The organism is Chryseobacterium candidae (assembly GCF_004916905.1).
Lineage (GTDB): Bacteria > Bacteroidota > Bacteroidia > Flavobacteriales > Weeksellaceae > Chryseobacterium > Chryseobacterium candidae.
Window position 1 is genome coordinate 87,589 of the sequence record NZ_SDLV01000018.1, and the last position, 14,691, is coordinate 102,279.

The 14,691-nt window shown below is 33.6% G+C and carries 12 protein-coding genes; 6 read left to right on the forward strand and 6 right to left on the reverse strand.

Annotation, left to right across the window (positions count from 1 at the left end; translation table 11 throughout):
- Nucleotides 1-17: 17 nt before the first annotated feature.
- The 4 genes from EK417_RS09905 (at nucleotide 18) to EK417_RS09920 (ending at nucleotide 6,180) form a co-directional block, all read left to right on the forward strand.
- A complete protein-coding gene (locus EK417_RS09905) occupies nucleotides 18-605 on the forward strand; it encodes a hypothetical protein (RefSeq protein WP_076596370.1) in 588 nt (195 codons plus the stop codon).
- A gap of 138 nt (nucleotides 606-743) precedes the next feature.
- A complete protein-coding gene (locus EK417_RS09910) occupies nucleotides 744-2,078 on the forward strand; it encodes a trigger factor (protein ID WP_110367075.1) in 1,335 nt (444 codons plus the stop codon).
- A gap of 155 nt (nucleotides 2,079-2,233) precedes the next feature.
- Complete coding sequence (locus tag EK417_RS09915) at nucleotides 2,234-2,920, forward strand: hypothetical protein (protein WP_136522081.1); 687 nt, start codon at nucleotides 2,234-2,236, stop codon at nucleotides 2,918-2,920.
- Nucleotides 2,921-3,345: 425 nt separating this feature from the next.
- A complete protein-coding gene (locus EK417_RS09920; protein WP_136522082.1) occupies nucleotides 3,346-6,180 on the forward strand; it encodes a M16 family metallopeptidase in 2,835 nt (944 codons plus the stop codon).
- A gap of 89 nt (nucleotides 6,181-6,269) precedes the next feature.
- Here EK417_RS09920 and EK417_RS09925 read toward each other — a convergent pair whose 3' ends face one another.
- The gene (locus EK417_RS09925; RefSeq protein ID WP_136522083.1) at nucleotides 6,270-6,854 is read right to left on the reverse strand and encodes a DUF3109 family protein; all 585 of its coding nucleotides are present in this window, start codon (nucleotides 6,852-6,854) and stop codon (nucleotides 6,270-6,272) included.
- Nucleotides 6,855-6,860: 6 nt separating this feature from the next.
- Complete coding sequence (locus tag EK417_RS09930) at nucleotides 6,861-7,766, reverse strand: DUF6427 family protein (RefSeq protein WP_136522084.1); 906 nt, start codon at nucleotides 7,764-7,766, stop codon at nucleotides 6,861-6,863.
- A 42-nt stretch (nucleotides 7,767-7,808) separates the two neighbouring features.
- Between EK417_RS09930 and EK417_RS09935 the strand changes: the two genes are divergently transcribed.
- Nucleotides 7,809-8,042 (forward strand): DUF6341 family protein, encoded by a 234-nt coding sequence (locus tag EK417_RS09935; protein WP_047434770.1) that lies wholly within the window; start codon nucleotides 7,809-7,811, stop codon nucleotides 8,040-8,042.
- Between the two features lie 82 nt (nucleotides 8,043-8,124).
- Here EK417_RS09935 and EK417_RS09940 read toward each other — a convergent pair whose 3' ends face one another.
- On the reverse strand, nucleotides 8,125-8,562 hold the full coding sequence (locus EK417_RS09940) for a universal stress protein (RefSeq protein ID WP_076596364.1): 438 nt from the start codon (nucleotides 8,560-8,562) through the stop codon (nucleotides 8,125-8,127).
- Nucleotides 8,563-8,621: 59 nt separating this feature from the next.
- Entirely contained in the window at nucleotides 8,622-9,227 is a 606-nt protein-coding gene (locus EK417_RS09945; RefSeq protein WP_110367078.1) for a fumarylacetoacetate hydrolase family protein, read from the reverse strand.
- Between the two features lie 834 nt (nucleotides 9,228-10,061).
- On the opposite strand from EK417_RS09945, the gene EK417_RS09950 reads away from it, so the two are divergent.
- A complete protein-coding gene (locus EK417_RS09950; RefSeq protein ID WP_498365953.1) occupies nucleotides 10,062-12,671 on the forward strand; it encodes a discoidin domain-containing protein in 2,610 nt (869 codons plus the stop codon).
- Between the two features lie 273 nt (nucleotides 12,672-12,944).
- On the opposite strand, the gene EK417_RS09955 is transcribed toward EK417_RS09950, so the two are convergent.
- Nucleotides 12,945-13,955 (reverse strand): helix-turn-helix domain-containing protein, encoded by a 1,011-nt coding sequence (locus tag EK417_RS09955; protein ID WP_110367080.1) that lies wholly within the window; start codon nucleotides 13,953-13,955, stop codon nucleotides 12,945-12,947.
- Nucleotides 13,956-14,292: 337 nt separating this feature from the next.
- Entirely contained in the window at nucleotides 14,293-14,691 is a 399-nt protein-coding gene (locus EK417_RS09960; RefSeq protein WP_110367081.1) for a putative signal transducing protein, read from the reverse strand.

A 14,691-nucleotide genomic window follows, 5' to 3' on the forward strand; every position in this document is an offset into this window, starting at 1 on the left:
TACTTAAAATCAAAAACATGAAAAATATTTTTAAAAATACAACGCTTATCTTAGGACTTTTATTCTTAGCCGTTTCTTTAAGCTTAACATCGTGTAACAGAAGCGATGATGAAGCAGATGATCTTCCTCAGGAAGAACTGTCAGATGTTCTTTTAAAAGTAACGGATGAAGCTACAGGAGTTCCTGTAGTTTATGATTATCAGGTGAACAGTACCACGAACCCTAATGTTAAACTGATCAATGGCCACACTTATAATGTAGAAGTTATTTTCAAAAATGGTGACGAAGATGCTACTCAGGAAATTAAAGAAGCAAAAAATGAACATTTCCTGGTATACAACTTTCCAAACTCAGATATCACCTTAACCCGTACAGATGATGAATCTTCCAAAAGAGATGACGGAAACCGTGTGGGACTGAAAACAAAATGGGTGGTCAATACTGCGGTAAAAAATGCTTCTGCACCTAGCCAGCTGGTTCTTACATTATTCCATGAGCCGGTAACAGTTTCTGAAGCTTCTGCTGTTAGTGGAAACGGAGTGATTTACGGAACTCATACAGGAGGTGAAACAGATGCACAGGCCAACTATAATATTATTAATTAATATACCTTTAATCTTGTTTGGGCCACCGGAATTCTCCGGTGGTTTTTTATTTAACAATATTTGGCGTTATAAGTTGATTTTAAATGAGTTTTTTTCATAAAAAATTCCTATTTTTGCAACCTAAAATTTTAATCAATAATGAAGGTTACCGCACAAAACCATGATGACGTAAGTGCATTGCTTACAGTAACATTGGAAAAATCTGACTACAAAGAAAAAGTAGAGAAGCAGTTGATTAATTATGCTAAAAATGCGCAAGTTCCTGGATTCAGAAAAGGGAAAGTGCCTTTGAGTATGGTTAAAAAACAATATGAAGCAGGTATTGCATTTGAAGAAATCAACAGACAGGTTTCTGATGCTTTAAACAACTATGTTAATGAAAACAAATTAAGATTAGTTGGTCAGCCTGTTCCTCAGCCAGTAAACGAATTAGATTACAATGCTGATCAATTAGAAGTTGCTTTCGAAGTAGGATATGAGCCTGAATTCACTATAGATTTAGCTAAATATGAAGCACCTCATTACAAAGTAGAAGCTTCCGATAAAGAAATCAGCAAGAGTATTGAAAACATGCAGAAGCGTTTTGCAGAGCAGGTTCCTCAGGATAAAATCACTAAAGATTCTTACATTGCTTTAGAAGTTTCTCAGGTTGTGGAAGAAGATGCTGAAGGAGAGCACCACCACCACCCAAAAAACCTTACCATCACAGCTGAAAACAAAGAAGCTTTCAAATTGGTAAAAGGTTTGAAAATGGAAGGTTCTGTAAAAGTAACGAAAGAAACTCTTGCAGGTGACGAAGAATTGGCTAAAGAATTAGGATTCAGCAAAGAAGAAGTTGAGCACCTGCACCACAATGAATTAGAAGTTAAAGTGAAAGATTTCTATTCATTAAAGTTGGCTGAACTTAATCAGGATCTTTTCGACAAAGTATACGGAGAAGGAAACATTAAATCCGAAGAAGAACTTAAAGATAAAGTTAAGACTGAATTAGACGAGTATTTCCAACAGAATGCTGATGTTCACTTCGTGAATAAAGTATTAGAACAAGTAACTGAGAAAGAAGAAGTAAAACTTCCTGAATCTTTCCTTGTGAAGTGGTTATTATTCTCTAACCAGAATATCCAGTCTGAAGATCAGGCTAAAGAAATTCTTGAAGCCGAGAAAAACCAGTTGAAATATCAGATCATCGAAGGTAAATTGATGACTGAAAACGAAATCAACCTTGACTATGCTGATGTATTGGCTCAGGCTGAACAGTTAGTAAAAAACCAATTGGCTATCTACGGAATCCACCACTTAGGAGATGAAGAAATCCAGAAATATGCTGTTGAAATGTTGAAAGACCAGGAGCAGGTAAGACAAATTTCTTCTGAAGTAGCGATGGCTAAACTGAAAGATGTAATTCTTGAAAAAGCGAGCAAAAAAGAAACTAAAATTTCTCACGACGAATTTTTAGAAGAACTTAAGAAATAATTATAGTCAGATATAAATATTTGAAAACCGTCAATTCTTTGGCGGTTTTTTTATGATGTAAATATTCATCACTCATCATTCATCACTTATCATTCATCATTTATCTGTATGTCCGCCAATATTCCTATATTTACCCTTTAAACTTTATTATAAATATGAAAAAGATCATTATTCCGTTTTTCTGCGCTGTACTTTTCTCAGTACCTGCAGCAGCTCAGAAAAAAGCGGCTGCATCTGCTAAAACAGAAGCAGTGAAATCAAAACTTACACCTAAAGATGTTGTTGATAATTATTTCAAAGCATTAGGTGGAAAAGATAAACTGGACGCTGTAAAATCTACTATTACTGATAACACAGTTGCTGTGCAGGGAATGGAAATCCAAATGACCACTAAGAAATTAGGGAATAAATTCAAATCTGTACAATCTTTCATGGGTAAAGAAATGGTGCAGCTTTTTGACGGTGAGAAAGGATATTTTGATCAGATGGGAACTAAAACAGATATTCCTGCTGACAAAATTGCAGACCTTAAAAAAGGAAAACCAATGGATGCTTTAGCATTTGATGCGTCTAATTTCCAGACTGTATCTACAGAAAAACTTGATGGAAAAGACTATAATGTATTGTCTTCAGACAAAGGAAAATTTTATTTCGATGCTGGAACAGGACTTTTATATAAGACGGATGCAGGGGAAGGTAAAGCAACCATTAAAAGCTATATGGCTGTAGATGGAATACAGTTTCCGGCTGAAGTAGAAGCTGAGGGAGGAGGTCAGAAAATGACAATTAAAACGAGCAAAGTGGTCATCAATTCCGGAGTTTCGGATGCTGATTTTAAGTAAAAATTGCTTTTTAAGAGATAAAGAACCGGGAATTTCCCGGTTTTTTTAGTATAGAATATGTACCCGAAAAGCACATAAGCTCGTTGAAAGTGCTATTGCGTTGTTTTAGAAATAGGTTGATAACTGAATTTTTTTAATTAAAATGATAAAACCATAGTACGATATAATATTTTTTTTGTTTTAGAAAGGGAATATCATAGCGGATTTGCTATAATTTAAGAGTAAAATAAGAAAATGACATTATTTTTAATTAGTCTATTTTAACTAATTAATGAATGTTTTTAATTAAAAATTAATTTAAGTAACATAAAAACAATAATTTGTTTTCATTTTATTATAATTACATTTTTTAACTTGAATTTAACCCTCTGGCAAAGCCTCATCGCTGGGAGAATTAATATTTTTGAAAGGTCAAAATAATGTAGATGAAAAGAATGTTATCTTCGTTTTCAGTCATCTTCCTGATGTCTGTCAATATGTATGGACAAAACATCCCTGTGGATCCGTCCTTAAGAATTGGTACTCTTTCCAACGGAATGAAGTACTACATCAAAAAAAATGCTTTACCTGAGAAAAAAGTAGAATTCCGTCTGGCGATTAATGCCGGATCTATTCTTGAAGACGAAAATCAAAGAGGGCTTGCTCACTTTATGGAGTACATGAATTTCAATGGAACCAGGAATTTTCCGGATAACAAATTAGTGGATTTTTTACAGTCGATTGGGGTAAAGTTCGGTCAGCACCTTAATGCTTCTACAGGTTTCGATGAAACGGTTTACATGCTTCCTGTTCCGTTGGATAAACCCGGTAATCTCGATGCCGGACTGAAAGTGATGGAAGACTGGGCATTTAATGCGACACTTTCTGACGAACAGATCAATAAAGAAAGAGGAGTGGTACTGGAAGAACTCAGATTAGGTCTTGGACCTGATAAAAGAATGATGGATAAATACCTTCCTAAGCTTTTATACCAATCTCAATATGCAGAAAGACTTCCTATTGGTAAAAAAGAAGTAATTGAAAACTTCCAACCTGATCTTATCCGAAAATTTCATCAGGATTGGTACAGGCCTGATCTGATGGCAATTGTTGTAGTTGGAGATATCAATATAGATGAAATCGAGAGAAAAATTAAGGATAATTTCAGCAAATATAAAAATCCTTCAAAACCTAGAGAAAGAAAATCTTTTGATCTTCCGAATCATAAAGAAGCAATGGTAGCTATTGAAACTGATCCTGATGCAACAGGTTCAGGAGTACAATTCATCATCAAAGATTCCGAAACGTACCAGCCGGATGTAACGGTTCAGCAATATGATCAGAGTATTGTAGAAGGTCTTGTGAATATGATGCTGAACAGCAGATTGGCAGAACTGGTTAACTCTACGAATCCACCCTTTACTTATGGATCTGTTTACCACGGAGGAACTTATGCAAGAAGTAAAGAAGCATTTCAGGGAGCAGCAGCTACAAAAGACGGCGATCAGCTGAATGCACTGAGAGTCCTTTTGGAAGAAGTGGAAAGAGCAAAAAGATTCGGTTTTACCCAATCTGAATTGGACAGAGCAAAAGATCAGATGCTTTCATCTTATGAATGGGCCTACAACAACAAAGACAAAAACGAAAGCGGTGATCTGATAGATGGTTATGTGAACAATTTCTTGAGACAGGAGCCCATACCTGGGATTACATGGGGATATGAGCATATTAAAGAAATCCTTCCAACCATAGTACTGGAGCAAACCAATGGAATTATCAAAAAGTTTGTAAAAGATGACAGCAGGGTAATCGTCATTACAGGGCCAAAAAAAGATAATATTAAAATGCCGACAGAGGCTATGGTGCTGAATACATTTGATACTGTTAAAATAGCTGATCTTAAACCTTACGAAGAAAAAACTAAAATTGAAAGTCTGATAAAACCTTTCAAATCTGAAGGAAAAATAACAAAAACGGAAACGGATGCCAAATTAGGAACAACCACCTGGACATTAAGCAACGGAGCTAAAGTAACCTTAAAAAAAACAGATTTTAAAGACGATGAAATTGTTTTTGCAGGAATAAGCCTGGGAGGTGTTTCTGTCATTCCGGATGCTGATTACAATACAACAAAATTTGCATTCGATGCTTTGCTGGAAGCTGGATTAGCCGGTCTTTCCAAGACAGATCTTACCCATTATCTTGCAGGAAAACAGGTAAGTGTAAGCTCTTATGTAGGTGGTCTTACAGACGGGATCTCCGGAACAAGTTCGAAAAAAGATCTGAAAACAGCTATGGAATTGATTTATGCCTGTTTTACAGACTTGAATTACAATCCCGAATCATTCAGCGCCTACAAAACAAAGAAATCTTCAATGCTGGCGAATGTAGATTCAGATCCACAATATTATTTCTCCAATGAATATTCCAAATTTATCAATCAGAAAAACCCAAGATTTACCAGCCTTGAACCTACCGAAAAAGATTGGGCAAATACAGATTATAAAAAAGCCTATGATATCTACAAACAGAAATTTGCCAATGCAGGTAATTTCCACTTCTATTTTGTAGGGAGTATAGAGGAAGGGCAGCTTAAAAATGAAGTTCTGCAGTATATTGCTTCACTTCCTGCAACAGGAAAATCATCTACATTTAAAGATACAGGTTACAGGCCACTGAAAGGAGGATACACAAAAGTTTATAAAAAAGGAAAAGAGCCGAAGAGTCTTGTAACAATTTCTTACAGTGGTGAAGCGCCTTATAATGAGAAGGAAGCTTTGGCGCTTTCAGCTCTTGGAGAAGTAGCTACGATTAAAGTTCTTGAAAAACTGAGAGAAGACGAAAGCGGTATTTACAACGGAGGTGCAGGAGGAAGTTTCAGTAAAGTCCCATATAGTGCCTATGATTTTAGTATCAATTTCCCTTGTGGTCCTGAAAATGCAGATAAGCTTACCAAAAGTGTAATGACCGAATTACAGAAATTAATAGATAAAGGACCGGAGCAAAAGGATCTTGATAAATATAAAGAAGGAGAATACAATGAATATCAAACCAGCCTTAAAGACAATGGATTCTGGCTGCAGGGCATTGCCCAAAATCAATTAGACGGAAGTGATCAATATACTATTCTGAATTACCAGGATAAAGTAAAAGCACTTACTGTAAAAGACCTTCAGGATGTTGCCAAAAAATACCTCACAAAGGAAAAAAATATAGCGATACTAATGCCGGAAGATGGATGGGAAAAAGCTAAAAAAGATGAACCCAAAAAGCAGGAATAGTGAACTAATTCATTTTTTCTTTACCGTAAGCAATAAGAAAACCGCAGATCTCTCTGCGGTTTTTATTATTTCATTCAAATACGTATCAGTTAAGAACCATATTCTTTTTTCCATTCTTCAGCGGCTTCGCTGAGAACAGTATAAAATTCTTCACCATACTTTCTCGTCAGTGGAGTTTTTAAAAATTTATAAACAGGAACCTGAAGTTCTTTTCCGAGTGTACAGGCATCGCTGCATACATTCCACTCATGATAATTCAATGCGGTAAAGGAAGAATATTCCGTAACACGGATGGGGTAAAGATGGCATGAAATAGGCTTCTGCCAGTCTACAGCACCATCTTCATATGCTTTCTCAATACCACATTTGGTAATTCCTTTTTCATCAAAGGTTACATAGGCACACTCGCGGTCCTCCACCATGGGAGTAACATACATTCCGTCGTGTGGATCAGTAGTCCATGTTCCCTGTTCTTCAAGGGCTTTAATTCCTTCCTGGGTAAGGTAAGGCTTTATTTTATCAAAAATACTGTCCAATATTTCAAGCTCGTCTTTATCCAACGGAGCTCCCACATCTCCTTCCACACAACATGCACCTTTACATTTCGTAAGGTTGCAAACAAATTCTTCGGAAAAAATTTCCTCAGAAATCAATTTATCGTCTATCTGAATCATAATTTTTTAAAATAAATCAAAAACTGTACCCGCTTTAAAGGTCAGTAAACTACTAATAATAAGCCATACACTGGCTTCACGCATCCAGTATTTAGGTAAAAATCTCATCATTCTGCTCAGAATAATACTTGAAGGAAAGGCCAGAAGAAGCAGATATTCATAGCTTTTATTCATATATAGAATGATGGAAATAAGCTGTGCTACAGAAAAGACCAGCAGGAAAGTATATTTATATCTGCTTATCGGACTTTTCTTGTTATAATTTTTAAAATGGTCATACACTGCGTAAATAAGCATCAGCAATACAGGGATCAACGGCAGAAGTTCTGTATAATCTGTTACCGGCTTCATTTTTCCAAACGGAAAATAATCAATATTCCATGAAGTGAACTGAACGAAATACATTACAGAGAAATAACTGAACGCAATCAGACCAATTCCCAGAAGAAACCTGAAAAGATTCAACCCGATTTTGGCAGAGGTAGCAACCACGTGTATGATTACAAAAACAGCCATCGGCCACGTGGTAGGAAGAAATATAAAGTTCAGGGCTACAATAGATCCTACCAATACATAGGACTTCTTTCTGATATCTTCATCTGTACTTGTCAAAAGAAGTATAAGAAAGGAATTGGTAAGCAGAGAAACGGCAATTCCTATATCCAGATTTCCGGGATACAGCCCGAAAATAAAAAAGGTGTATAAAAATAATGGCAGATGGGTCTGATAATTAAGGGCAATGCTGTGAAAACCAAAATATCCCAAAGCAATTCCCAGAAAAGTTATCCCGGCAACTATGGCTTCATATGTATTGAAATTCAGTATGTTAAATATTATTACTACTAAAAGAAGAAAACCAATATAAACAGGAATTGAAAAAATATTGCTTTCTTTTGAAAGTAATTTAAACATTTTTTATAAATTTGTACAAAGTTAATTTAAAAAAGGAAAATAATGACGTCTTTCTTTCTATTCTTAAGCAAAGTTTTCAAATGGACTTTCGGTTTCTTTGATGCGTTTGGAAATGTTTTAAACTGGATTCTATTTATAGTTTGCTGTGTACTATTTACTTATTGGTGCTACGTACTTGTGGTTACGCTAGGTGGTGACAAAGATAAAGACTATTATTCCCCAACGGAAGGTAAGCATCCTTACTACGATCCGAATATCTACAAAAAAGAAGGTTAATTAATTGGTTATATAGTAAAAAACCGATCAAACATTGTGATTTGATCGGTTTTTTTATTACTAACGATTAAAATTTTATTTTTTAGTCGTGAATTGGAAGTACCAGAACAGGAATAGTTGAACTTTTAGTAATTCCTTTGGTTAAACTTCCCACGAATACATCATAAATTCCGCTTCTGCCGTGTGATCCCATCACAATATAATCTGCATTTTTTTCCTTTGCATGTTCCAGAATAATATCTTTTGCAAGTCCCTGTTTTAAAAGATGCTCACAATCGATATCATGGCTGATGATTCTTTGCTCAATTTTATTAAGCTGCACCAGCTCTTCTCTGATTTCGTTGGCTTCCACTTCGGGAAAATATTGAAATCCCATATCACCAATGGCAAAGCCGATATCTGATGGTGCTACGTGGATCAGGTAAATTCTGCCATTAAGCTGTTTTGCAAATTTTATGGCACCGTCTACCAATTGGTCTGTCTTGTCCCCAAAATCTACGGGTAATACAATATTTATCATAACCTCTGGTTTTGTTACCTAAAGATAGGAAAAATTTGTCAGACTTTGGTATTAAATACTTATAATATTCGGATATCAAGGATTTTTTCCTCTTCAAGGTAAGCTTCCAGAATATCATTTTCTTCCACCTTTCCAACCCCTTTCGGAGTTCCTGTGAAGATCAGATCACCTACTCTCAGTGTAAAATACTGGGAAGCAAAAGTTACAATATCATCAAAACTGAACATCATATCTTTAGTATTACCATCCTGTACTTTTTCTTTATTTTTTAACAACGAAAACTGAAGGTTTTCAAGGCTGAAACTCTCTTTTTTAAAGAAACTGCTTACCACAGCAGAACCGTCAAAACCTTTGGCAAGTTCCCATGGAAGCCCTTTTGATTTCAGTTCACTCTGAAGATCTCTGGCTGTAAAATCTATTCCAAGACCAATTTCTTCATAATGCTTGTGCGCTGCTTCTTTCTGAATATATTTTCCACCCTTGGAAATTTTTAATACCACTTCCAGTTCGTAGTGAATATCATTTGAAAATTCAGGAATGTAGAAATCATTCCCCTTTAGAACGGCAGTATCCGGTTTCATAAAAATAACAGGATTCTCAGGAATTTCGTTTCCTAATTCTTTCGCATGCTCACTGTAATTTCTTCCTATGCAGATGATTTTCATAACTTAATTGCTTTTTAATTTAACTTTAAAGCATTATTTTTCTATATATTTTTTAAGATCATAGTCCATTTGAGTTTAATACTCAGTATACTCGAAAATACAATCTTCTTTTTATAAGATTTTTTATACAAAATAATTTTGCTGTTCAAAAATCCTGTAATTATTATTTTTATGATTTAGTACCCTCAATTTACGATCGGAGATCAGCCCATTTGTACTATAACGGTTGTTTTTGTTGATAATGCAAATATACTATTATGTACAAAATACTGCATCAATTTAAGGATAATTACATTAAATGAACAAAGTGTTTGTTGAATTTTATATTTATACAAATATTAGGAGTTAAAATTCACATATAAAAGAGTCTCCACAGAATATTTTAAAACTAAATTATTATGAAAAATTAAAAAGCTTTCGAGAAATGAGAATGAATGTTAAAGGGCTGCCGGAATCTTATGAATATAAGAATTATTAGATACTGTAAGTTTCCCCTATCATTATACTGTAAGTTCTAATGGAGTGGAAACAATAGCACATTACGTAATGATGGTTTTGGACATGCAAATTCTTCAAAATGTACTAGATTTTTATTCATACTTCCTATCGACTGTACCTGTTAAGAATTTTATGTTGAATCTCTTTTATATATAATGTTAAATAATAATTATAAATAAATATTTAGAATAAATTATTTTAATAAATCAAAAAAAATAAAGTATTGATACTGTTGTATTTATATTATTTTAAATAATGTTTTGTGGTTTTTATGTTTTATAAAATTAATTGTAAACATTTTAATTTTCTTTGTTTCAGAATTTTAAAAAATAGAAAATGAAAAAATTACAATTAATTTTGTTGTTGTTATTTTATTCCTTTACTTTTTCTCAAGTGGGGATAAATACAATAACACCAGATCCAAACTCTGTACTAGATGTAGTAAGTGATACAAAAGGAGTATTAATACCAAGGGTTGTATTGACTGATTTGAATTTGCCTAACCCATTAACGTTACACGTAAGAGGCATGATAGTATATAACAAAAGTACTTTTGGTTCTGCTGTCACTCAAGGTTTTTATTATAACGATGGGGAAAAATGGGTTAAGGTTAATGAGGAGGTCGCAAGTTTAGTGAGTTTTGATACTACAGATCCAAATATAGTATCAACACTATTTACTCCAAATGTCACTGCTAACCCCAATAGTGTATATTCATCTTCTGTGGATGGTTCTTTTTGGAAGTATGATACCACAACATCTAAATACATTACATATCAGCCTAAGCCGTCTACTGAATGGTATTTAAATGGAACTACAACGGATGCAGCAGCTAACAAGAATATCGCTATTTATAGAATAGGAGAAGTTGGTATTGGTTCTGACACTAACATTAATCCTAGCGCAATGTTAGATGTGAATTCTTCTACTAAAGGTTTCTTGCCACCGAGAATGAAAAAAACAGTGCGAGATGCTATTACAAAACCGGCTGCAGGGTTAATCGTTTACTGTACAGATTGTAGAGGTGGTGATAGCGATGGTTGTTTGAACTATAATTTTGGAACACCAGATAATCCAACATGGGAATGTTTAGGAGAGCCAAAAGGAGCTATAGTAAGTATTGATTGTCCGGGAAGTTCAATAGAAGGTAATTATATTGTAAATGTAGCGAATACTGCTGCTAATGTTATTAAATTTAAGATTGATAATAATACATTTGCTCCTATTACCGGTAATTTTACTAATTATGTTACTTTATCAGGAGCAACAGGTGGGCTCTCTGTTTCTGGTCCAACTCCGGCTCAGCCAATAACTATTAATGCAGGTGCAAGTGCTATTTTATCTTATACTATTTCCGGAACGCCGACTGTACCAGGTCCTTTTAAAGCAAGGTTTGCAGGAAATGGATTAGTGTGTGAAAAATCTGGGGAAGTCCTTAATTCATCCATTGTTGTGGATTGTGCAAATGCTTTTGTGTATGGAATGACTCCTATAAAATACCTAAAGGCAGGTACAACGTATAGCGGAGGAACGGTAAGAATTCCTTATAAAGCTTATCAAAGCGGTATAACATATCCTGCACAAACTGTTACATTGCCTAGCGGTATTACACTTACTCGTGCTGCAGGAACTTTTGCCACTCCTTCAGGTTTTGTAGAGTACACTATTGGAGGTACTTATTCAGGAAGTAATTGCGCTATTGTAACCGCAGACATTAATGTGGAAGGAAACAGTATATGTAATGTAGTAATTGGAGATAATCAGTCTGATTATTTATCAGGGGTTTATAAAGCTTCTAGTGATGGATATGGAAATAGTTGCCCAGCCACACAATTCGGCATGACAGATACAAATTATTCTTCTGGATGGGCTTCTCCAAATACAACAGCCAATCAGTGGGTAGAGATTACTTTTCCTTCTATGGGTGTGAGAAAAGTTGTGCTATCTGGAGGTCCCGTTTCTTGTTGGGCAGGAAATGCAAGCTATGTTTCTTATTATGCAAATCAAGCAGGATTACAATTAGAATATTGGAATGGGTCATCTTGGGTAGGGTTAGCTTCTGTTCCTACACTATATCAGGATAGAGTAACTATTATAGATATAAATTGCGATACCCCTGCTATTTCAAGACTAAGGGTGAGAAATAATACTGCACAATGGTGGGGTATAGGAACTTTCTATCCTGTAGGATATTGGGACTCAAAGGTAACTCCTCCTGTATTGGATTGTGAAGCGGCTGTAGTTTCTCTTTCTCCCAGCAATACTTTAATTAATGGGCAGTCATATACGGGAACGGTAACCGTTAACTATACTGCTACTCTTGCTTCTTCATATAATGCAGAAGTGGTTTCAAAAAGTGGACTTACTTTAACAAGAGCTGCCGGAAATATGGTGAACGGATCAGGATCTATCGTTTATAACGTATCAGGAACCTATACAGGTAATTCTTATAAAGAAGAAACTTTTCCAATCAGTTTAATTGGCTCATCATGTGAGGTAACGTTAGGTAATCCTACGGAATTCAAAACGGGTACTTATTCTGCCTCAAGTTCAGGATATGGAAACACCTGTCCTGCTACACAGGCTAGTATGACAGATAGTAGTTACACAACAGGTTGGGCTTCCCCAAATACTGCAGCAGATCAATTTATTGAGATCAATTTTGGGACTGCAAAAGTTGTTAAAAAGATTGCTGTATCAGCTGGCCCGGTTACTTGTTGGGCAGGAAATGCACAGTGGGTTTCTGCTTATGCAAATGTAGCAGGACTACAGTTCGAATACTGGAACGGATCATCTTGGGTAGGGATAGCTGCAGTACCTACGGTAACTCAAAATAGTATAACAACTTATGTATTAAGCAATACCATTTCAACTAGCAAAATAAGAGTTAGAAATAATACTGCGCAGTGGTGGGGACTAGCAACATTCTATCCTTTTGTATACTAAGTTAAATTATGATTTTTTATAAATCAATATGATTATTTAATATTTGATCCGGGAAAACCTTAAGTTTTTCCGGATTTTTTTTGAAAAAATATTGGTTTATATTAAATACCGTTCAAATGGATACATTTTTAGTGAAGTTTACACAAGAAGAATTTTTTGATTTTTTAAATAATCAAAAAGAAGAGATTAATCATGTTATTAAGAATTTTTGAAAGGTTAAGTTTTTAGGTATTTGATTAGTGGATTTTTCACCCTTTTAATAATTGTAAGAAGCTAAACGTTATTATTTTTAAGATCATTTAAGTATTCTTGGGGAGTTAAAGAATATTTATTTTTAAAAACACGATTAAATGTAGCTTGATTATCAAAGCCAACAGTAAGATAAATTTCTTTTACAGAAAAAAGGCCTTGTTCATTTTTATCTTTTGCTACATCAATAAAAGCTTTTAATCTGTAATTATTTAAGTAAGTTTTGAAATTATTTTCAGTATACTTATTTATTGCAAAGGAAACATATTGATGATTCGAATTTAAATCTTTTGCTAATTGATTAAGATTATAAGTTGATGATTTCCAGGGCTGATATACCTGCATATAGTTTTCTATTCTGTCAAATAGTAATTTATAAAGTGACTGATCATCATATATACTTTCATTTGTAAACTCAGTAGAATTAGATGAAAAGCTATAAATATGAGGTTTTATTAAATAAAATTCATCAATATGAATTTCATTATTTAAAGTATATTTATAAACGTATTTTAGCTTATTTGTTTGAATAAAATAATATAAGTAAGTGAAAAATAAAACTAATGAAAAAATAGTTGTGTAAATATTAAATAGAGTTTGATATTGTTCTGAAATAACTTCCAATTTAAAATAAATCTTAATCAGATAGCTGAGGGGAAATATTAAAAGTATTGAAAAAGATAAAATAAAAGTTTTTTTAAAATTAAAAAAAAACAAAAATCCTAAAGGAAATAGAAAAATATATAATAATATAATTATCAAATTTTGTGAGTACCCTATAGAAGAATATAATATCATTAAAATTAAATAGTATATGCTTGTTATAGATCCTAATTTCAAAAAATTAAAAGTTGAAACATGAAAAATTAAAATATAAGCTGGAGTAATAGTACAAAGTATGAAAATATCCATGTATAGATATAAATATTCTCCAAATATCCAATTGATTATTAATGAGCCAATATGTCTTATTAAAATTAATAATGTTGAATATTTAGTAAATAAAATTTCATATTTATTTATTTTTTCTTTCATGTTTAATGCGATTTTTTTTAAAAAATAATAACATTTGATGCGAAGTAATTTCAAAGATATTCATAGTAGTACATTTAATAAGACTTACAGCTAAAGGCTTGAATTTTTTAATAGAAAAACCTATAAATTTTTAAGTGTTCTTTCTAAACATGATATAATAATATTAAAACTATAGATAGTTGTATGTTGTTAAAATGGTAAATTGTTAGAATATGATTTAGTATAATTTTTCAGAATTTATTAATCATCTCAGTTTTTCTTACTGTTAATTTTGTATATTAAATTGTTTTTTACTTTTCTAAAAAACAATTTAATATATTTAAACTGAGTTTTAAACTTAATGACTAAATTCATTCCCGCAATAATAGCATTTGAATTTATGGCTCGTCAGAAAGGAAATGCCGAAGAAACTCGTGGCACTGTCATCCCTGTAAATATGATTGGAACCACATTTTGGGCATACAAAATCAAATTCAGGATCAGAAATAGTATGTTCTACTTCCAATGAATACTGTTCATTGTCTTTGTAATCCTGTAGAATCTGCCTGGCCTTTTCTACATCTTCTTCAAAAACCTGAAGCTGTATACCACCTACTGCCTGTGAAAGAAGCCAATCCGACTGGATAAGCTGCTCATTTGCAATGAAACTGTTGATACCGTTTTCAGCCAGTATCTGCTTATCCCTGTTAGCTTCAAGGGCGGTCTCATAAAATTTAAAACGAACAAGTTCTGACAT